Origin of the sequence: Flagellimonas alginilytica, assembly GCF_042134605.1 — a bacterium.
Taxonomy (GTDB): Bacteria; Bacteroidota; Bacteroidia; order Flavobacteriales; family Flavobacteriaceae; genus Flagellimonas; species Flagellimonas alginolytica.
The window spans coordinates 826,315-847,500 of sequence record NZ_CP169638.1 but is presented as its reverse complement, the minus strand read 5'-3'; the positions used below and the strand labels follow the sequence as shown (position 1 = coordinate 847,500).

The 21,186-nt window shown below is 41.8% G+C and carries 15 protein-coding genes (1 of these 15 only partly in view); 7 read left to right on the top strand and 8 right to left on the bottom strand.

What is annotated here, in order from left to right; genetic code table 11:
* The 5 genes in view from ABTP35_RS03820 to ABTP35_RS03800 are tightly spaced (at most 10 nt apart) and all read right to left on the bottom strand, a layout consistent with a single transcriptional unit that may run on beyond the window.
* Nucleotides 1-2,791, bottom strand: the 5' portion of a protein-coding gene (locus ABTP35_RS03820; protein WP_375334453.1) for a hypothetical protein. 251 nt of this gene lie to the left of the window's left edge; 2,791 of the gene's 3,042 nt are visible here — the first part of the coding sequence; its start codon is at nucleotides 2,789-2,791; its stop codon lies off the left edge, out of view.
* Nucleotides 2,792-2,794: 3 nt separating this feature from the next.
* On the bottom strand, nucleotides 2,795-3,448 hold the full coding sequence (locus tag ABTP35_RS03815; protein WP_293293770.1) for a hypothetical protein: 654 nt from the start codon (nucleotides 3,446-3,448) through the stop codon (nucleotides 2,795-2,797).
* A complete protein-coding gene (locus tag ABTP35_RS03810; RefSeq protein WP_293293772.1) occupies nucleotides 3,436-4,365 on the bottom strand; it encodes a hypothetical protein in 930 nt (309 codons plus the stop codon). Before ABTP35_RS03810 ends, ABTP35_RS03815 begins: the two co-directional genes overlap by 13 nt.
* 10 nt (nucleotides 4,366-4,375) lie before the next feature.
* Nucleotides 4,376-5,284 carry a DUF4412 domain-containing protein gene (locus ABTP35_RS03805; RefSeq protein WP_293293774.1) on the bottom strand — a complete coding sequence of 303 codons (909 nt, stop codon included), beginning with the start codon at nucleotides 5,282-5,284 and terminating at the stop codon, nucleotides 4,376-4,378.
* 7 nt (nucleotides 5,285-5,291) lie between these two features.
* Complete coding sequence (locus ABTP35_RS03800; protein WP_293293776.1) at nucleotides 5,292-6,236, bottom strand: hypothetical protein; 945 nt, start codon at nucleotides 6,234-6,236, stop codon at nucleotides 5,292-5,294.
* A gap of 339 nt (nucleotides 6,237-6,575) precedes the next feature.
* On the opposite strand from ABTP35_RS03800, the gene ABTP35_RS03795 reads away from it, so the two are divergent.
* Nucleotides 6,576-7,313 carry a LytTR family DNA-binding domain-containing protein gene (locus ABTP35_RS03795; protein ID WP_293293778.1) on the top strand — a complete coding sequence of 246 codons (738 nt, stop codon included), beginning with the start codon at nucleotides 6,576-6,578 and terminating at the stop codon, nucleotides 7,311-7,313.
* Complete coding sequence (locus ABTP35_RS03790) at nucleotides 7,306-8,826, top strand: histidine kinase (RefSeq protein ID WP_293293780.1); 1,521 nt, start codon at nucleotides 7,306-7,308, stop codon at nucleotides 8,824-8,826. The genes ABTP35_RS03795 and ABTP35_RS03790 overlap by 8 nt, the downstream gene beginning before the upstream one ends.
* Before the next feature lie 64 nt (nucleotides 8,827-8,890).
* On the opposite strand, the gene ABTP35_RS03785 is transcribed toward ABTP35_RS03790, so the two are convergent.
* From ABTP35_RS03785 to ABTP35_RS03775, 3 genes are all read right to left on the bottom strand, one after another.
* Nucleotides 8,891-10,357 (bottom strand): glutamate synthase subunit beta, encoded by a 1,467-nt coding sequence (locus ABTP35_RS03785; RefSeq protein ID WP_293293782.1) that lies wholly within the window; start codon nucleotides 10,355-10,357, stop codon nucleotides 8,891-8,893.
* Between the two features lie 8 nt (nucleotides 10,358-10,365).
* Entirely contained in the window at nucleotides 10,366-14,871 is a 4,506-nt protein-coding gene (gene gltB / locus ABTP35_RS03780; RefSeq protein WP_375334514.1) for a glutamate synthase large subunit, read from the bottom strand.
* Nucleotides 14,872-15,180: 309 nt separating this feature from the next.
* Nucleotides 15,181-16,323, bottom strand: a complete 1,143-nt coding sequence (locus ABTP35_RS03775) for an acyl-CoA dehydrogenase (protein WP_293293784.1) — start codon at nucleotides 16,321-16,323, stop codon at nucleotides 15,181-15,183.
* A gap of 236 nt (nucleotides 16,324-16,559) precedes the next feature.
* On the opposite strand from ABTP35_RS03775, the gene nhaD reads away from it, so the two are divergent.
* Genes nhaD through ABTP35_RS03750 form a run of 5 tightly spaced genes read left to right on the top strand, consistent with a single transcriptional unit; the run spans nucleotide 16,560 to nucleotide 21,181 of the window.
* The gene (gene nhaD / locus ABTP35_RS03770) at nucleotides 16,560-17,945 is read left to right on the top strand and encodes a sodium:proton antiporter NhaD (RefSeq protein ID WP_293293786.1); all 1,386 of its coding nucleotides are present in this window, start codon (nucleotides 16,560-16,562) and stop codon (nucleotides 17,943-17,945) included.
* A 57-nt stretch (nucleotides 17,946-18,002) separates the two neighbouring features.
* Nucleotides 18,003-18,695 carry a MotA/TolQ/ExbB proton channel family protein gene (locus ABTP35_RS03765; RefSeq protein ID WP_224837349.1) on the top strand — a complete coding sequence of 231 codons (693 nt, stop codon included), beginning with the start codon at nucleotides 18,003-18,005 and terminating at the stop codon, nucleotides 18,693-18,695.
* A 10-nt stretch (nucleotides 18,696-18,705) separates the two neighbouring features.
* On the top strand, nucleotides 18,706-19,092 hold the full coding sequence (locus tag ABTP35_RS03760; RefSeq protein ID WP_014032087.1) for a biopolymer transporter ExbD: 387 nt from the start codon (nucleotides 18,706-18,708) through the stop codon (nucleotides 19,090-19,092).
* The gene (locus ABTP35_RS03755) at nucleotides 19,092-19,970 is read left to right on the top strand and encodes an energy transducer TonB (protein ID WP_293299154.1); all 879 of its coding nucleotides are present in this window, start codon (nucleotides 19,092-19,094) and stop codon (nucleotides 19,968-19,970) included. Before ABTP35_RS03760 ends, ABTP35_RS03755 begins: the two co-directional genes overlap by 1 nt.
* Entirely contained in the window at nucleotides 19,970-21,181 is a 1,212-nt protein-coding gene (locus ABTP35_RS03750) for a bifunctional folylpolyglutamate synthase/dihydrofolate synthase (RefSeq protein WP_375334452.1), read from the top strand. The genes ABTP35_RS03755 and ABTP35_RS03750 overlap by 1 nt, the downstream gene beginning before the upstream one ends.
* Nucleotides 21,182-21,186 lie beyond the last annotated feature (5 nt).

Genomic DNA, 21,186 nt, shown 5'->3' with positions numbered 1-21,186 from the left:
TGCCTACACCCATCATGGTCATTCCTAGATTCATTTTAGAGACAAGTTTGGAATACTCATCAAGTACTGTTTCTAAGTTTTTTAATTGTGCGTAAGTGGTATTGGTTCCACCTCCGGTCTGATCGGGTAGAATTCCATAAAGTTCTCCTGTCCCCGTATTGATTTGCCAATAGGAGCGCTTTTCTAAAGTTATGTCGAATAACTTCATGGTACTGCCTCCAAATATTTGGCGTGAGAAATAATGTAAATCTTTGGGTTTGAGAACAGGGAGCTGTCCATTAAATGTATTTTGGTCTATATTAAGTGCTAAGGTCTTATCGCCAAGTTCTGAAAGTGTACTTTTCTCAAACACTTTGCCTTCCAAAATAGCAAGTTGTGCTGTCTTGTTCAAGGTTGTTACAAAATTGCCGGTTCCGGTACGAGTCACTGTGATATAATCAGAGGTTGGAAAATAATCAAAAGAGGTGTTGGAGTTTCCTGAATGATACCCGGGCTTAAACTTGATCAAAGACGTACGAAAGCCCCGTGGATAGGTAACGCCTTCTTCAGAAAAACAATTACGCAATGGTTGGACCATACTTAATAGCAGGGCAGGGTAACTGTGGGTTCCTTTGTTCAGTTCTACAATGGCCGTTTCCATGTTGCCATCCTGATACGCTTCAAACCATTCTTTATTGCTCAATAATGTTTGCAAATATTCGGTTAGTTGTATGGAAAGGGTCGGGGCTTCTCGTTCAAAAGACATTACGGCACCACCAAGGATCAGTTCATGAACTTCATCTATCATTTTACGGGTAAGCTTTGTAGGTTCGCCGTAAAAGTCCAGGTGTGGTTCGTAACCTGCCAATACTCTTTTTATGGGTTGTATTCCCCTGCGACTTAGAGTAAGGTAAAGTCCTACCATACGGTTTCCCAGTAAGTGATCGCTTTTTTCGGGGAATCGGAAAGGGAGTTGGGTGTTATGTGAGGTGTTTTTTATAGTTATGTATACGACATGATCACTTGTTTCATCAAAGGAGCTGTAGGTAAGAATGTAGGCAGGAAATTCCAAACCATCAACAATGTGTTTTATTTCGACAATGGTACGCTCTTGATCGTCCGCAGCGATTTCAGTAAACTCCATGTTCTGCCGTAGGTAACTGTAAACTGTGCCCTGTGGTTTTACATTAAGGAAGATTGCAGGGGGACCGTTTTCATAAATCGGGGTAAATGCACGGTCAAATTCATCGTTGTTATCACCGTCCGTAGCGTAAAGGATAAGATCAACGTCCAATTGTTTCGCTTTAAGCAGAGCGGTATAGATATTGGATCCCGTAGCCTGTAAAATAAGATGCACCGTTGGATATGCTTCACGGATGGCGGCCTCTGTTTTTTCTAAGAACATTTTAATTTGTTCACCGGCATATTCCGCAGGCATGCTTGCGGAAGTGTCATAAAGTAATAGGATTTTGGGGGATATGGTATTTTGTTTCATCCAGGCCGATACAGGTTTGCCATTATCGGTAACGGAAAAGTTGTTTATGGAAAGACCTTCGACGATTGCCCCAGAAGCGTCCATGGGACTTAGTTCGAGCCGTACTTTTGGAAATGCTTGAGGCAGCACCTTAGCTTCAAAGCTGTGGATTTTTTCAATGGCACCTGCTTCTTCTGACTCTGGTAAACTAGATGGACTATAGGTTTCAAAAATCCGCTCTCCTTCCATTGTGATAGGCTCTCCCATAACAGAGCGTTCCTCTGCAGTCCCACGTTCTTCATTTAGGCATTGGACGGCAAAACAGGGGGTAAAGTGGGCAATTTGAGACACGGTTTGGGTTGCTTGATCTGCTAAAGTCATATTGTTGAGAAATTGGATCTGTAATTGGTTTCCCAAAAGTTCGGACAACTTCCATGTTCCCGATAGCAATTCAGTTTCGTTCCAATGATCCAGTGCTCTACGGCAAGATAGGGTTAAGGTGACTTCCTCATTCTCAAAAGGTCTCATTTCTACGGCATCATAAAAATGGTTTTCGGTGTTGGTGGGGTGTAGGTTTCCAAATGATACCTCTGGGTCAAATACATGTGCATACTTTTCTTCTTCCCCATCCTTAAAAGCGACCGAGGGAACGGCATTTGTATGAAACCTAAAGTTTACAATACTGTCTCGAATTAATTTTGGGTCGATTGTGTTGAGCAGTTTGTTCGTGAGGGAGTTGGCTTGTTCCAGCAGGTCGGGAATAACATCCACACTTCCCTGCGGAGCAGATATACCCAATGCCTTGTGCCATTTTTTTATGTTACCTTCCGAGACGGGAGGATTAAATTCTGGCATGTATTTTCGGAAAACAATTGCTTTTGCCTCTTCCAATGAAATACTGGTTTCCTCCATGATCACGCGGGCTTCGTATCCAGCATCCACTAACATGTCCTTTAAAATCTCTGCTTTTTCCCTTGGGGTTGCCAAACCACAGCGTAGCGCCATTGCTGTTCCATAAATGGAACCATAGGCCGCATGGTGCAGAAAATCGCTTTGCCAGGGTAAAACCTGAAAACTATCCCTTACGAAATCTGTCATGGCCTTGGGGTCTTTGGAGGCTACAAGAGTCTTGCGTCTGCCCATAAAATGGTCCGGGCTCTGTTCTAAGGCTTTTATCATATCTTCCCATACCGCAAAAGGAGGTCTGCCCAAATCTTCATCACTGCAGCTTTGAAGTAGCAAAGGAGACAAAAAAACTCCAGTTCCCCCTAAAACCAATTGTCTGAAAAATTCCCGCCGGGATTGATCGTCCAAACCTGTCGTGCCTTGATTTTTCATTTGTTATTGAAGTGCTATTTCTTTCAATTTTTCCAATTTCAATTCCTGTGCTATTTGGTCAAGGGACCCCCTAGTGAGTTCGTTAAGTTTTATATCCACTGCAAATCTTTCGTTATAGAACATGGATGCATTGAGTCTGTCCTCTTCCAAATAGGACACCTTGGCCTTTAAGCCGTTTACGGTTTCCGTTTTGGTACTTCCCCAAGCACCTTTGTCGTCAATATTCAATGTGCTCGTAGCTCTGTAAGGAGCAACACCATTGGCACCCTTTTCACCGGCACCGTCTATGATCATGATCCGAATTCTTGTATTTCCCTGACTATAATTCGCCGTGCACGACCCAACACCAGGGAGTAGATTAATGGTAGATGATGTTAAGGGAAGTCCCAACATGGTCTCTGGCAACCAAGAGGCAAATTGTTCTTTGGTGAGTGGTGTTTTGTTCAAGAGGGAGTTTTTGTTTTCTTCAAAAGATTCTGATGGTGTATTGGAGACCCCCGGTTGAGTAGATCCTTGTTCTTGGTTTTTACGGTTGTTTGGGTTGCAGGCAACCAAACAAAACACCGTTTGGATAATGAGTACTGTTCTTATGGTCTTCATAATGGTTTTAGCTAAAAAAATATTGGAGATGTATTTTATCGGTTTTAGTTGCTGCATTTGTAAAGGTTGCTAAGTTTCGCGATTTCAACCGTCTTAGTAAGCATAAATTCTGGAGTGAACATTTTGCCTACAAAATCGACCATGCTTGAAATTTCTTCCTGGGACCCTTTCTTGCCTTGAGTAAAGGTTTTAATATCTAATTGTTCATTGGCATTTTCAAACTTCTTATAAAGTTCAAGGTGCGGAAATTCATTCATGATTTTATCATCAAACTTTTTCCCATGATCTTTTTCCCATAATTTTTTTAAATAGTCTTTTTGCTCAGCAGATAGCTTTTCAAAAGATTTACCTTGCTGTTCTAGCACGGCAATGACATACTGTTCATAAGCTGCGTAGTTTGTAGCTTTTTTACCGGCATGTTCGTAAGCTTTCAATAGTATTTCATTGTCACTAAGTGACCCAAAAAAATAATTTTTTATTCTCTGTTCATATCCAAGAATAACTTCTCTCTGTTCATTTTCATCTAAGCTTTCATCGGAAAGCCCATAAAATTCTGTGGGACAATAATTAATGGTGCCCCCGGTCAAGAGTAAGAGTCCCTCAATGCCCAACCACTCTTTTTTTTCGCAGGCATTGCCGGCCAATTCAACTCTTCGGTCTGCATAGGCCAATGCTTCGGCATAGGCGCCCATTACCTGCAGACATTTACCGGTATAGGACTCGTTTTCAAATTCTTTTAATGCTTGGCTTAGGTTTTCTATAAGTGCTTTAAAAGCTGGGTCATCGGTCTTCTTCAGTAATTTGTCGACCATTTGTCCCATGGATTGGTTGTCGGCTTGGGTTTCTGCTCCGCCTTGGGCTTCCTCTACAAAATCCATTGCGGTCTCCATTATATCGCCCATATCGAATTCTTGGGCTTGCAGATGGGTAGTGGATATGATTAGGAATACTATATAAAACACTATATTTTTCATACTAATATTTTTATGGGTTGGATGATAGATAGTCCGCTTTTACAAGGATTAAATCCTCTTGCACAAGTTCGGTGCATACCATGCTGAAATTGTCCTTTTTCTTTTTGGCGGACTCGAACTGCATTTCCATGAACATCGTATTACTTCCAATGGGCAGGCCTGTTGTGGGTATGCTTTCTGCCTGTCCCATGCCTCCCAAGAACCCCACTGGGCTCTCATTGGTGAGCCAAATTTTTGAGATGCCTTCCTTGCTTGTGATTTGATACCCCTGACACGTATATCCGAGTATGGTTTTGTTCCCGATCGGCGTGACCTGCACGTTATCAGCGTTTGACTTTTGCTCCATTTTCTTGGCCATTTTTTCCATCATTTTTTTTCCTACGGGCATTTTCATGGCCGATTTACGTTCACCGTCATCCATGAACATCACCACCATTTTATTCTCCATGTCCATTATGGAAATACTGTTGGTGGTTCCCTGCTCTTGCCAGTTGCCAAAATACCTTTGGTCCGGTTCCATCCAATACTGAATTTCGGTTTCGTCCTTACGCGTGGTTATTTTCATTGTGGCCTTATATGAAAAGGTGTAGATGTCAGGTACTCCATTCAGGTCCTTTCCCCCGAATAAACCGGCCATTTTTTGCTCCATCGCTTTGTTCTTGGCATCAGTTTGTTTTTTGGTAGGCGTATTTTTCTCTGTTTCACCAATGCTCTTAGGAGTCTTTTTGCCTTTTTTTCCTTGGGTAATGGAATCGATGGCGCGGTCCGTTCCTTTTGAGACTTCTTTATCGGTTCGTTCCAAAACGGTGCGCTCTACAGCGTCTTTGGCTTTCTTCTTTAGTTTTTTAAAAAATTGGGCATTTGATTGACCCATGATTAAAAAACATATCAGTGTTGAAATAAGTGTTCTTGCTTTCATGGTTTGTTTATTTAATTGTGAATTTGTACATCATATTTTTTTCGTTGGCCTTGGGTACTTCGGAAATCAGTACGTAGTTTCCCGGTGATAGGTCAGCATCAAAATATCCGTGTTTCCCAGAAGGCAGATTGTTCATTCCGCCCAAAAAAGTGAATCCCTTTGGGGCAGGGGTGCGCAATCCCCTTGGATTCATCCAGTTCATCCAATGTACCAGGGAATCCAATGATGCCGTTGTATCATATTTAACCAGATTAACATCATGTCCCAAAAAATGTTCCCATATTTTTTGATCTTTAAAGTTGGTCTGTATTATCTGTTTTCCTGCCGTTAAACTATCGCGTAGCACTATCCCGTCCGTACTTGAAATTTCCAGAGTTACAGAAGGGGCGGGAGGTTGCCGATCAGTGCTTTCCTCCAGTACGATTACCTCTTTCAACATACCGTGTGAGGTGTGCCATTCCCCATTGAACATTTTTACATAGCATTCCATAATGTACCGCCCAGGTTCCAGGAATACGGTACTCTGCGCCGTATGTTTGGGCGAGATAAAACCGGTGCCCCCCATAAATTTTATATTTTGGAACCATTCGGGCAGTTTGCCAAATGCGGCTACGGCATTTTCCATGTCGCCTTTCATAATCAATTCCATCCCCTGATCAAATGGTGGAAGCACCTCGGACTTGGTGTCTGAAATCGTTTTTCCTTCAGGGTAAAGATCCAATAACACGAAATGCACTTCAGGTGATTGGTTCGTGTACGTTAATCTGTTCCAGCCAGAATACAGGGTGTCAGCAGTAAAAAACTCCATACTTTGGGTCGAAATACTTACTTCTCCCTTTTTTAAAGCGGATACTACCGGAATGGGGTCAGCTACGGTTTTGCTGTTTTTTTCTTTTGGCTTGCACGAAAAAAACAATAAAATGACAATGGATAGCAAATACAATATTCTCATAAGAAAGCAGTATGTGTTGCGTTTATTCGTGACTGATTTGACGCTGTTTGATCATTATAATTTCTCAAATCGATAACTGGTGCAAATGCATTTTTTAGGGGAGACTGTTTCAAAGCTACAGAAGGAGGTTTCTATTTTTGAAAAGGTTAGATGGATGTAGGTTTTTTTTATGTATTTGAAATACAATATTTTATAATTGGTAAAATATCATCTTGAAAAAGCATAAATCCATCTGTCCATATAATCGACCCTCCTATGTGTTCAAAAGCACCGATTATGTGATTGTCCCATGGTTTGAAGGGTAAATGATTATCTTTAAAAGACTTAACCAAGTCAAAAATGATAAAGGCCATAATTGTCGATGATGAGTTCAATGCCATTAAGAACCTTAAATGGGAAATTGAAAGGTTTTGTGCCGATGTGAAGATATTGGACACTTTTACCGATCCCTTGGAGGCCATTTCTGCCATCAATTATCTTAAACCGGACTGTGTTTTTCTAGATATTGAAATGCCGGAGATGGATGGTTTTGAAATGTTGAACACGCTTAAATATAGGAGTTTCGACCTGGTCATTACCTCGGCCTATGATAATTATGCGATCAAGGCCTTTCGTCAACATGCCATTGATTATTTGCTGAAACCGGTTGATTCGGATGATTTAATTGAGGTAATCGAGAGAATTAGGGCCAATAAGCAAAAGAATGTGTTGGGTTCGGAGTTGAAAGATCTGTTCGAGGAATGGCGGGAGGAAGGTGAAAAACGATTGGCCTTGCCCATGTCCGGTAAGACCCTTTATGTGGATCGTGACGATATTCTTTATTGCAAATCCGACGGAAATTATACCGAAGTCTATTTTGTTAATGGAAAGAAAGAAGTACTTAGTAAACGACTTAAGGATTTGGAAGATATGCTGGCACATGGTTTTTTTAGGGTGCATAATTCCTATTTGATACGGTTGAATGCCATTAAGGAATTTGTAAACCAAGACGGTCAATATTTGGTGTTGTGCGATGGTACTAATGTGCCCGTTTCGAGGTCTAAGAAGCATAAGCTAATGCAAGCTTTAAATGGGTAGTTTTCTTTTATTTGTGCATGGGTTAGTGGATGTCCTCAATCATCCAAATGAGAACGGTATCACAATTTTTGTCATTGGGATTTTATTCATTTTAAGCGTTTACCACTTTTTACTTTACTTTCAGCACAAGGACAAAGCTTATTTGTATTATAGCCTATATACATTTATGATTTTCTTTGGGTTGCTCAATAGATCAAAAGTTGGGTTTGTAATAGATCTCATTGAACCCATTAGAGGATTTATTGACCATCTTGAGCTTAATTTCATTTTAACCTATAATCTCATTTACATTGTATTTGCCTACGTTCTTTTAGATTTTAAAAAACACTTATATAAGTGGTATCACTTTTTCTATTGGACGGTGAGAATCATTTTTCTGTATGCTATTATTCTAGAATTATTCTATGTCATTACAGGGGACATGCAAATTTTAATAAAAGGACACCTGGCTTTTACCGTTTTAACGTACTTATCTGGTCTATTACTATTTATCCCTTTATTTAAATTAAAATCTCCATTGCGATTCTATATTGTAATGGGAGGTTTTTTTTTATTAATGACTGCCTTAGCCGTTTCAATTATAAAACGAATTGGTCTTTCACCTGAAGAGCAAGAAGTACGGTATAGTATTTTTTATATAGGTTTGGTTATAGAAAATATATTTTTCGCTCTCGCACTGGGCTATAAGCAACGCCTCATTCTTAACGAAAAAAACCAATCACAGGAGCGGTTGATTTTGCAATTAAAAGAGAATGAACGATTAAAACAAAAAGTACAGGAACAATTGGAGAAGGATATATCTATTTTAAGTGCTCAGGCTGAGTCTGATAAGCTTGAAAGAGTAAAAACTAAATACGACAAAGAATTGGCCGAATTAAAATTATTGGCATTAAGGAGCCAGATGAATCCCCATTTCATCTTTAATTCTTTGAATTCCATTAAGCGCTACATTATTGATAGCGATAAGGAAAAGGCTGTTTACTACATGAACAAGTTCGCCAAGTTGATTCGCAGGATTCTTGCCTCTACCATGGAAAAGGAATCCAGCTTGGCCGACGAATTGGAAACTATGGAACTCTATGTCAATATCGAGAACCTTAGGTTTAACAATGCTATTGAATATAGCATGATCAATGATGAAGATATCAATTTATCAGGAATTAAGATACCATCACTACTGTTACAGCCTTTTTTAGAAAATGCCATTTGGCATGGCCTATCCCCAAAGAAAAAGGATATGAAACTTCAAATAATAATTTCCAGAAGGGAGGATGAAACAGTCAAGATTGAAATATGTGATAATGGAATTGGTTTGAAGAATTCAAGAAAAATAAAAGAACGAAAAATTCATAAGAATGATTCTGTGGGAATAGTGCTATCGAAAGAGCGATTGGAGCATTTTTCCAAAAAATATCAAACGGATGGGAATATTGAGATCGTAGATAGGCAGGATGTAGATGTTAAGGAAACAGGCACGCAGGTCTTTGTAATCCTTCCGGTAAAATTAAAATGATAAAAAAACTCCTCAATACTTTAGTATTGAGGAGTTGAGGGTGTATAGTTGAAGTTTATGTGCGCTATACTCTTGGCAAATCCCCATCCCCTTTAAGCGGCAAGCTTGAACTTCCCATTAAAAAAGTGTCCACATGGTGCGCAGCCTCCCTACCTTCGGAAATGGCCCAAACAATCAAAGATTGACCACGCCGCTGATCACCGGCAACAAATACCCCTGGCACATTTGTTTTGTAATTGGCTGCAGATGCTTTTATGTTGGTCCGTGGGTCAATTTCTAGCCCTAATTGATCGGCAATGGTAGTTTCGGAGCCGGTAAAACCTAACGCCAATAATACCAAATCACATTTCCATTCCTTTTCTGTTCCTTCAACTTCTTTGAGAGTGGGACGTTTTCCGGGTTGCTTGATCCACTCAACTTCTGCAGTGACCAAGCTAATTAGTTTACCGGTCTTATCCGTATTAAACTTTTTTGTGGAAATACTGAATATACGTTCCGCACCCTCTTTGTGCGAGGTACTGGTTCGCAATCGCATTGGCCAAAATGGCCATGGCTGACCTTCGGGACGGTCAACGGTGCCTTTTGGCATAATTTCAAAATTGATGACGTCTGTGGCGCCTTGTCGTATAGAAGTTCCGATACAATCGGAACCTGTGTCACCACCGCCAATTACGATGACTTTTTTGTCTTTTGCCGAGATTTCTTCTCCTTGATACGGTATTCCGTCCACTTTTCGATTGTTCTGTGGTAAAAAATCCATGGCTTGTACCACTCCTTTGGCATCCGAGCCGGGAATGGGAAGGTTGCGCCTTACCGTGGCCCCACCACAAAGAACTATAGAATCATATTCTTGCTGCAGTTCTGTTGCTGTAATATCGACGCCAACATGAACGCCTGTTTTAAATTCGATACCTTCTTTTTCCATTACCTCCAAACGGCGATCGATAACATTTTTCTCCATCTTAAAGTCTGGGATTCCGTAACGTAGCAGTCCTCCGATTTTTTCATCGCGCTCAAAAACCGTAACCGTATGGCCTGCGCGGTTCAATTGTTGAGCTGCGGCCAATCCAGCTGGTCCAGATCCGATAACGGCCACTTTTTTACCAGTTCTTGTTAGTGGTGGTTTTGGTTGTATCCATCCGTTTTTAAAAGCGGTCTCCACAATGTTTTTTTCAATGTTCTCAATGGATACGGGCGGTTCGTTAATCCCAAGAACGCATGCTTCCTCACAGGGTGCGGGGCATAGCCTTCCAGTAAACTCAGGAAAATTATTCGTGGAATGCAGGATTTCCGCAGCTTTTTGCCATTTGCCTTGATAAACAGCGTCGTTAAAATCCGGAATCAGATTCCCTAGTGGGCATCCACTGTGGCAAAACGGGATACCGCAGTCCATGCAGCGGGCTCCTTGGTCTTTTAGTGCGTTTTCCTTTAATGGTTTTGTAAACTCCTTATAGTTTTTGATACGCTCTTTCACAGGAACGTATGTTTCGTCCTTTCTGTCAAACTCCAAAAATCCTGTAATCTTTCCCATGTCTAAAATTATAAGGTTTGCATTTTTTCTTCTTCCAATCTAATGAGTGCTTGACGGTATTCTTCTGGGAATACTTTAATGAATTTGGGAAGGCATTTTTCCCAATTTTCCAAAATTCGTTGCCCCAACGGGCTCAAGGTGGCATTATAGTGGTTTTCTATCAGGTCTTTTAATTGTTGAACGTCCTTATCCTCATCAACAGGAAGCAGGTTCAAATGGTCGCCGTTGCAGTTTCGGCTAAATGTATTATCGGGATCGTACACGTAGGCAATTCCGCCACTCATACCTGCTCCGAAATTTCTTCCTACGGAACCAAGTATAACGGCAACACCGCCCGTCATGTATTCACAACCGTGATCTCCAATACCTTCAACTACCGCTTGTGCACCGGAGTTTCGAACACAAAAACGTTCTCCGGCCTTACCGTTTATATATGCTTCACCAGATGTGGCCCCATAGAGTGTTACGTTACCGGTTATAATATTGTCCTCTGGTTTTATGGTTGATTTAAATGGCACCTTAATGACCAATTTGGCGCCCGAAAGCCCTTTTCCAAGGTAATCGTTGGTGTTTCCGTTAACTACCATGGTAAGGCCTTTTGTGGCAAAAGCACCAAAACTCTGTCCGGCAGAGCCTGTGAAATTGAGTTTTAATGTATTTTCTGGCAATCCGTCTGCACCATATATTTTTGATATTTCGTTACTAATGATTGCTCCAACGGCCCTGTCCGTATTGCAGATTGGAAAATCCAAAGAGGTTTTTTCCTTTCTGAACAAAGCAGGGTGTGCCTTGCCGATAATTTCAAATTCTATGGATTTGTCTATATCATGATGCTGTTTTTCGGTATTATGGAACTTAGTTCCTTCGGGCACATCCATCTGATAAAGAATTGGAGTAAGGTCTATACCAGCAGCTTTATAGTGTTCAATGGCTTTTTTTCTGTCCAGTTTTTGTACTTGTCCTACCATTTCATTCAAGGTTCTAAAACCTAGTTTTGCCATAATCTCTCGCAGTTCTTGCGCCACAAAGTACATGTAGTTCACCACATGTTCGGGTTTTCCCTTGAACTTTTTACGCAGTTCTGGATTTTGGGTAGCTATTCCCACAGGGCAAGTGTTCAAATGGCAGACCCGCATCATTACACATCCCGAGGCGACCAATGGTGCTGTTGCGAAGCCAAATTCTTCGGCCCCTAAAAGGCATGCAATGGCAACATCACGGCCTGTTTTTAATTGCCCGTCGCATTCCAGGGTGACCCGATTTCTCAGGTCGTTCATTACCAATGTTTGTTGCGCTTCTGCAATGCCAAGCTCCCAAGGCAGGCCGGCATGTTTTAGAGAGGTCAGTGGCGATGCACCGGTGCCTCCATCAAAACCAGAGATTAAAATTACATCTGCCTTGGCTTTTGCGACACCTGCCGCTACGGTCCCCACGCCAACTTCTGAAACTAATTTTACATTTATTCTTGCTTCCCTGTTCGCGGATTTTAGATCATAGATCAGTTGAGACAAATCCTCTATGGAATAAATATCGTGATGGGGCGGTGGCGAGATCAACCCAACATACGGGGTCGAGTTTCTTGTTTTCGCAATGGCCGGGTTTACCTTAGGGCCGGGCAGTTGACCGCCTTCTCCTGGTTTTGCCCCTTGGGCCATTTTAATCTGAATTTCTTGTGCGCTGGTCAAGTAGTTGGAGGTTACCCCGAATCTTCCTGAGGCCACCTGTTTTATCGCACTGTTTTTCCAATCCCCGCTCTGACTTTTATAGAAACGAGCCGAATCCTCTCCACCTTCACCTGAATTGCTCTTTCCTCCAATTCGGTTCATGGCAACCGCAAGATTTTCGTGGGCCTCCTTGCTGATACTACCGTAGGACATTGCTCCTGTTTTGAACCTTTTTACAATTTCTGTCCAAGGCTCAACCTCCTCAATGGGAATCGGGTCATAGTTCGAAAACTCGAACAGTCCACGGATGGTCATTAGGTGTTTGGATTGCTCATTTACCAATTTGGAATACTCTTTATAAGTTTCCGGCTCGTTATTGCGTACCGATTTTTGAAGCATGGCTACACTTAATGGATTGAACATGTGCTTTTCACCATTTCTTCTCCATCGATACTCTCCGCCGACCTCTATATCGAGATTGGCCGCTACTTCCTTAGATTGGAACGCCTTGTTATGGCGTTTGGTAATTTCTTTTTCAATTTCGTAAAGTCCTATTCCTTGGATACGGGTAGGGGTGTTGGGGAAATATTTGTCCACCACTTTCGTATTTATTCCAATGCATTCGAACAATTGGGATCCTCTGTAAGAATTCAAGGTGGAAATCCCAATTTTGTTCATCACCTTTAAGATACCTTTCCCTATCGCCTTATTGTAATTTTTGATGGCCTCGTCAAAAGTATAATCGGTGATATTGTTTTCTTCTATTTGTTCTCCAATTATCTCATTTACCAAATATGGGTTGATGGCGCTTGCCCCAAAACCGAACAACAAAGCAAAATGATGCACTTCTCTTGGTTCAGCAGATTCTATAATTATGCTCAATTTTGATCGCTTGCCCAATCTTACCAATCCGCTGTTTACATAGGAACAGGCCAAAAGAGCGGGAATGGGGGCCATTTCCGTACTGATCATTCTATCGGATAGAATAATAATATTGGCTCCTTCGTCTATGGCATTGGTAGCTTGTTTAAGAATGGACTCCAATCCTTCCTCCAAGCCGTTGTGGCCCTTATTGATCTCGTACAGCATAGAGATCGAGACCACTTTGTAATCCGGGCTGGCATCGTAGTTCTTTATTTTATCCAGGTCTTCTTTTGAAATTACCGGGTTTTGTATTTTAAGCTTTCTACAGTGCAGTTCGGAAAATTCAAAAATATTATGGTCGCTGCCCAGTGTTAAACTTATGTCGGTGATCAATTCTTCTCGGATGCCGTCCAAAGGAGGGTTGGTGACCTGGGCGAACAATTGTTTAAAATAGTTGTAGATCAATTGTGGTCTCTCGGACAAAACAGCAATTGGGGTATCGGAACCCATGGAACCTATGGGTTCCTTGCCGTTTTGAGCCATGGGCATTATTATGGTATTAATATCTTCTTTGGTATATCCAAAAGCAGTTCTTCTGGTTTGCAATGGAAATTCTCCAAAGAAAACAGGGCAGTCGTTATAAGGTATGTCCCTCAAATGGACCAGATTGTCCTTGAGCCATTTCTTATAAGGATGTTTTTTGGCAATGGCTTCTTTGATTTCCTCGTCGTTGATAATTCTGCCTTCCTCCATATTTACCAAAAACATTTTGCCCGGTTCCAATCTTCCATGGAATTCTATGTCCTCTGGTTCCAGTTCCACAACACCGGTTTCCGAAGACATGATCACATAACCCTGTTTGGTCACGGAATAGCGGGATGGTCGAAGACCGTTACGGTCCAAAACGGCACCAATATAGTTGCCATCGGTAAAAGGTATGGATGCGGGTCCGTCCCAAGGTTCCATTAAGCAGGAGTTGTATTCGTAAAACGCTCTTTTAGATTCGGACATATCCGGGTTTTTTTCCCATGCTTCGGGTACGAGCATCATCATTACTTCCGGCAGTGAACGGCCGGTCATCAGCAATAACTCGACGACCATGTCCATGCTGGCGGAGTCGGACTTTGCAGGTAGGACCACAGGAAGGATATTTTTAATATCGTCCCCGAACCAATCGCTCTGCATTAGTTCCTCACGAGAACGCATGCGGGAGACATTGCCTCTTAGGGTATTGATTTCTCCATTGTGACACATATACCTAAATGGTTGTGCCAAATCCCACATTGGAAATGTGTTGGTGCTAAAACGTTGATGGACCAAAGCCAAACGGGTAACGACTCTCGGGTCCAATAGATCTTCGTAATATCTACTGATGTCCTTTGGTACCAAAAGCCCTTTAAATATGATGATCTTGGTGGAAAGGCTGGGTAGATAGAAAAAATCACTCTGAGAGAGTTTGCTATCGATAACCTTGTGTTCCGTTATTTTTCGGGCAATAAAAAGTTTAAGGTTAAACTGGAAATCGTCCGGGGCGTCTCCCTTTCCGATAAAAACCTGCATTACAAAAGGCTCGGTCTCTGCTGCAATTCGTCCAGGAACCGATCGGTTAACAGGTACGCTTCTCCATCCCAATAGTTCAAGCCCTTGCTTTTTTATGTTCTCTTCGAGAACTTTTATACAAAAGTCCCGTTGATTCTCTTTTTGAGGCAAAAACACGTTTCCAACGGCATAATCCCCTGCATCTGGCAATTCAAAATCACAAACATCCTGAAAAAAAGCATGGGGTATATCGATCAATATTCCAGCACCATCGCCTGTTTTTCCGTCGGAACTTACAGCTCCGCGGTGTTCCAGCTTATCCAAAATTTCAAGAGCTTTATGGATAATGTCGTTGGATCTTATTCCTTTTAGGCTGCAAATAAAACCGGCACCGCAGTTGTCGTGTTCAAATTCGGGAAGGTACAATCCTTGTTTTTTCAATCTCATCATTAACGAATTTTCTCAAAAATATCGAAAAAGATGAGAAAATATCAACAGAAATTAGATATCTATTGATAAAAATCAGTTTAAGAAGTGAAAGTGTGCAAAATGTGTAATATGGGAATATTTCTGTTCATAAATTATCATTCTGACAATTTAAGGGGCATCCATATCTTTTATCCCTGTAAATTGAGGTGTCTAAAAGGGTAAATACTGCGCTATATGGGTATCTGCATTCAATTTAAAAGGGATGGGGGCAGGTAAAAATGGGGTGTATTTTTAAACACCCCCTAAATGAAAGGGGGTGCGTAAGTATCAATCTTTTAAAATACTTCTGGAAATTACAATTTTTTGAATTTCGGAAGTACCTTCGTAAATCTGTGTTATTTTGGCGTCCCGCATTAATCGTTCTACATGATATTCTTTCACAAAGCCATTGCCTCCATAGATTTGTACGGCTTCTACGGCTGTTTCCATAGCAACTTCTGAAGCGTATAGTTTGGCCATGGCTCCGGACAAGGTATAATCATTGCCGGTATCCTTATCGCAGGCGGCTTGGTACACCAAGTGGCGCGCTGCTTGTATTTTAGTGTGCATATCCGCCAACTTGAATGCAATTGCTTGGTGGTTGGAAATTTCCGTTCCAAAAGCTTTTCGTTCCTTGGAATATTTTAATGCCAATTCGTATGCTCCAGCTGCTATTCCCAAGGCTTGGGCCGCAATACCTATTCTTCCACCGGCCAACGTCTTCATGGCAAACTTAAACCCAAAGCCATCTTCGCCTATACGGTTTTCTTTTGGGACTTTAACATCATTGAACATTAAGGAGTGGGTATCGCTTCCGCGAATACCAAGTTTATTTTCTTTGGGGCCAATATCGAAGCCTTCGGCTCCTTTTTCAACAATCAATGCGTTTATCCCACGGTGCCCTTTCTCTCTGTCGGTTTGCGCGATAACCAAGTACACTTCGGCCTGGCTCCCGTTTGTAATCCAGTTTTTGGTTCCATTTAATAGGTAGTGATCACCTTTGTCCAATGCCGTTGTTTTTTGTGAAGTGGCATCGCTACCCGCTTCTGGCTCGGACAGGCAAAATGCACCGATAATTTCACCGGATGCCAATTTGGTAAGGTATTTTTCCTTCTGCTCTTCTGTTCCATAGGTTTCCAGGCCCCAGCAGACCAAAGAATTGTTTACAGATACCATTACCGAAGCAGAAGCATCGATTTTGGATAGTTCTTCCATTGCCAATACGTAGGATAAGGTGTCCAGTCCGCTTCCTCCATATTTTTCGTTGACCATCATTCCCAGAAATCCAAGTTCCCCCATTTTTCTTACTAGTTCGCTTGGAAATTTTTGGGCCTCATCGCGCTTAATAACTCCGGGTAAGAGCTCATTCTGGGCAAAATCTCTTGCCGCCTGTTGTATCATCAACTGTTCTTCGGAAAGTGTGAAATCCATAAAACTGAAAGATTTTTAAAAATTACATACAAATATAGTTTTAGAATATTAATTTTCTATGGAAAAGGATGAATAAATGAGAATGATTGAATTTTTAACGATTCTTTTGTTTGTCATTATTTTCCTTTCACATATTTTTATATCCTTAAGATTATGCGGAAATATTCATTTTGAATATCTTTAGCAATTCAGATAACTACTCTAAAAAATTATTCCTTAATTAAACCAATCTTCACATGGAAACCCTTTTAGTTGTCATTTTTGTAATTGGATATTTGGCAATTACCCTAGAACATAATTTAAAAATAGATAAACTTATTCCGGCTTTGGCGATGATGGCCATTTTATGGGCCATGATGGCTTTTGGTATCGATGGTTTCAACACTTGGTTCGATTCCGGAAACCACGCTTTGCTCGAAAATTTCGGTGCTTTTGGCCACGAAGAGAAAATGGAGCTCATGGAGGAGACCTTGTTGCACCATCTTGGCAAGACCGCAGAAATATTGGTATTCCTTATCGGTGCAATGACCATTGTGGAAATTATTGATTATTTTGACGGCTTCTCCACCATAAAATCTTTTGTGAAAACAAGGAGCAAAAAGAAGATTCTTTGGATTTTCTCCTTCTTGGCGTTTATACTTTCTGCGATTATCGATAACCTTACCGCAACTATCGTATTAATTTCGATTCTTCAAAAAATAGTTAAGGACAGGGAAGTAAGACTTTGGTACGCAGGTCTGATCATTATTGCTGCAAACGCAGGTGGGGCATGGTCTCCAATTGGTGATGTTACCACGACCATGTTATGGATCGGTGACAAAGTTTCCACCGCAATGTTGATCGAACATTTGTTGATTCCCTCTTTGGTGTGTATGCTTATCCCTTCTTTTATTGCATCCTTCCTTCCCGCTTTCAAGGGGGAGATCGAGATGGAAGAAGACACCGGGGCAAAATCAAAGTTTGGACCCACCATGCTGTACCTAGGTCTGGCAGCTATTGTTTTTGTTCCGATTTTTAAAACCCTTACCCATTTGCCACCGTATGTGGGGATGATGTTGTCCTTGGCCGTGGTAGCAACGTTTGCCGAAATTTACAGCAATTCCAAAATTGCTATTTCGTCTGTGGATCATGAAAGTGATGCGGCAGCACACCATAGCCCGGTACATAGTGCATTGACCAAAATCGAATTGCCGAGTATACTTTTCTTTCTTGGTATTTTAATGGCGGTGGCCGCTTTGGAATCCCTGGGTCTGCTTTTCAATTTTGCGGAAGGTCTTAAACAGGGCATGCCATTAATGGGAACTGAGATGGCAGGTACTCAAGTGTCGGATTTAGTGGTAATATTATTAGGTATAGGTTCTGCAATTATAGATAATGTACCGCTTGTTGCGGCAAGTTTGGGAATGTTCTCCGAGCCAATGGATGACCAGCTTTGGCATTTTATAGCTTACTCTGCCGGAACAGGGGGCAGTATGCTAATTATTGGCTCCGCTGCAGGGGTTGTGGCCATGGGAATGGAGAAAATAGATTTCTTCTGGTATCTTAAGAAAATATCTTGGTTGGCCTTTGTTGGATTTATCGCTGGAGCAATTTGTTACATGTTTATGCGATATTTGTTCTAAAAAATACTTTAGTTCAAAAATCTCCGTTATAATTGCAACTTAAATTGGGGATTTTATATGAATATTTTTCAAGAAGTAACGGAAGGCACTGAGGCAGCTGCTTCAATTTCCGAGGAAAAGACCTTGTCCGTAATCGATCTTATTGTAAATGGAGGCACAGGAAGCATCATAATTATTATGGTCCTTTTTGTGCTTCTTTTTGTAGCTATGTACATTTATTTTGAACGCATCTTTGCCATTAAGGCAGCGTCCAAAATAGATAAGAACTTTATGAACCAGATTCGCGACCATGTGATGAACGGTAAATTGGAGGCTGCAAAATTATTATGTGCCCAAACGGATTCTCCAGTGGCTCGCCTAACGGAAAAAGGTGTGTCCCGGATTGGAAAACCATTGGACGACATTAATACGGCCATAGAAAATGCTGGTACACTGGAGGTGTACAAGCTCGAAAAGAATGTTAGCGTGTTGGCAACAGTTGCCGGAGCGGCACCAATGATCGGATTTTTGGGAACTGTAATCGGTATGATTTTGGCTTTCCACGAAATGGCAAGTAGTGGCGGGCAGGCCGAAATGGGTTCCTTGGCATCGGGCATCTATACTGCAATGACCACTACGGTGGCTGGACTTGTTGTTGGCATTATAGCTTACATCGGGTATAACCACCTTGTGAACAGGACAGATAAAGTAGTGCACCAAATGGAGGCCAATGCGGTAGAGTTCTTGGATCTTTTGAACGAACCTATATAAATCCTGGGCTATGAAACTGAAGGGAAGAAACAAAATTAGCCCTGAATTCAGCATGTCATCCATGACGGACATTGTGTTCCTGTTATTGGTGTTCTTTATGCTGACTTCCAATGCACCCAATGCATTGGATTTGCTATTGCCAAAGGCGAAGGGAAAATCGACGAACACTCAGAATGTTTCTGTTACCATTGATAAGGACCTGAAATATTTTGTAAACAACGAGCAGATCAACAAGGAATACATTGAAATTGAATTAAAAAAAGCACTAGAAGGTCAAGAAAAGCCAACAATTATCCTAAGGGCAGAAGAAAACGTTGCCATAAAAGAGGCGGTCAACGTTATGGACATTGCCAATAGGAACAGTTATAAGGTTATCTTGGCGGTGCGGCCTAAATGATGTCGTTCTTAGATACGAGACACAAGAAAAAATCTTTTACGCTTACCACTCTTTTGTTAAGCGCATTGCTGCTATTGCTTTTTTATATTGGATTGACCTATCTCGACCCGCCCATAGAAAATGGTATTGCCGTTAATTTCGGTACCATGGAATATGGTAGTGGAGAGGTTCAACCTACAGAAAGGGTGAAGTCCGAACCGAGAGAAGTGGAGAGCCAACCGGAGCCACAGGAGTTTACTGAACCTGCCGAGCCGGAAGAGACTGTTGTTGAAGAAGCTCCTGTTGAAGAGGTGTTGACCAGCGACGATGCGGAAACCATTAAACTAAGGCAACAGCAAGAGGCCAAACGCAAAGCGGAAGAAGAGGCTCAAAAAGCCAAGGCCGAAGCGGAGCGGATCGCCCGCGAAAAGAGAGAGGCCGAAGAACGGAAGCGCCAGGAACAAGAGGCCAAAAAGAAAAGTGTGGATGCCTTGATCGGCGGAATCGGAAAATCCGATGGTACGGCCACGGGCAGCGAAGGGGACGATGATCGTGCTGGAGACAAGGGCCAACCTGATGGTGATCCATATGCAACTTCCTATTATGGTTCTCCTGGAACCGGAACCGGAGGGTATGGTTTAAGTGGCAGGGCATTGGCCGATAATGGTAAAGTTCGTCAAGAATGTAATGAAGAGGGGCGTGTGGTAGTTCGTATTGTGGTAGATAGGTCGGGTAAAGTGATCAAGGCCGAACCAGGTGTTAAGGGAACAACGAACAATGCTCCCTGCCTTTTGGAGCCTGCCCGTAAAACTGCAATGCTTCACCGTTGGAACCCGGATTCCAATGCACCTGCACAACAAATAGGATTTGTGGTAGTCAACTTTAAATTAGGCCAATAGTGACTTATAAAGAAACGTTGGACTGGATGTTCGCCCAGCTTCCGATGTACCAGCAGAAAGGTGCTGCGGCCATGAACGCAAAATTGGATAACATAATCCACTTTTGTAGTGCACTGGGCCATCCCGAAAAAAAATTTAAAAGTATACATGTTGCCGGGACCAATGGTAAAGGTTCCAGTAGCCATATGTTGGCTTCAATACTACAGGAAGCTGGGTATAAAGTAGGACTTTATACATCCCCTCATCTTAAAGATTTTCGAGAGCGCATCAAAATAAATGGAGAGGTTACAAGTAAGGAATTTGTAAAAGGATTTATCTCACGGCACCAACCTTTTTTGGAATATCACAAACTCTCTTTTTTTGAAATGACAGTGGGTATGGCTTTTGATTACTTTGCCCAAGAACAAGTTGATATTGCTATTGTTGAGGTTGGGTTGGGCGGTAGGTTGGATTCTACCAACATCATTACACCCGAAGTGTCCTTGATTACTAATATAGGTATGGATCATACCCAATTTTTGGGCGATACTTTGGAAAAGATAGCCTTGGAAAAGGCGGGTATCATTAAACCAAAGGTGCCAGTAGTAATTAGTGAGACGCAACCAGAAACGAAAATGATTTTCACCCTTATTGCCCATCAGCTAAAATGCAACATCGTTTTTGCCGATTCCGTGCCCAATGAGGGATATGAAACCGATCTGCTCGGTGAATATCAACAAAAGAATATCAATGGGGTTGTAACAACCATTCGCCAATTGAAAGGTTTTGATGTCCCGGAACATGCAATAGTTGTTGGTCTTAAAAAAGTGGTGGCGAATACAGGACTTTTAGGTAGATGGCAGGTTTTACAGGAAGACCCAATGGTGGTTTGCGATACGGCGCATAACAAGGAAGGACTAAGTTTGGTGCTCCAACAAATCAAAAAACAAACCTATAAACAGCTTCACATTGTTCTTGGTTTTGTGAACGATAAGGATGTGAAATCTGTATTGGGGCTATTTCCAAAGGATGCCAAGTACTATTTTGTAAGGCCCTCCATACCAAGAGGAATGGATGTAGGGGTTCTTTTCGAATTGGCAACTGAACAAGGGCTAACAGGTGAAAAATTTGCATCTGTAGAAGAGGGGCGCCAAAAGGCCTTGCAAATGGCCGAGGTGCAAGATATGGTATATATAGGGGGCAGTACTTTTGTGGTTGCAGAGATAGTTTAGTTGGT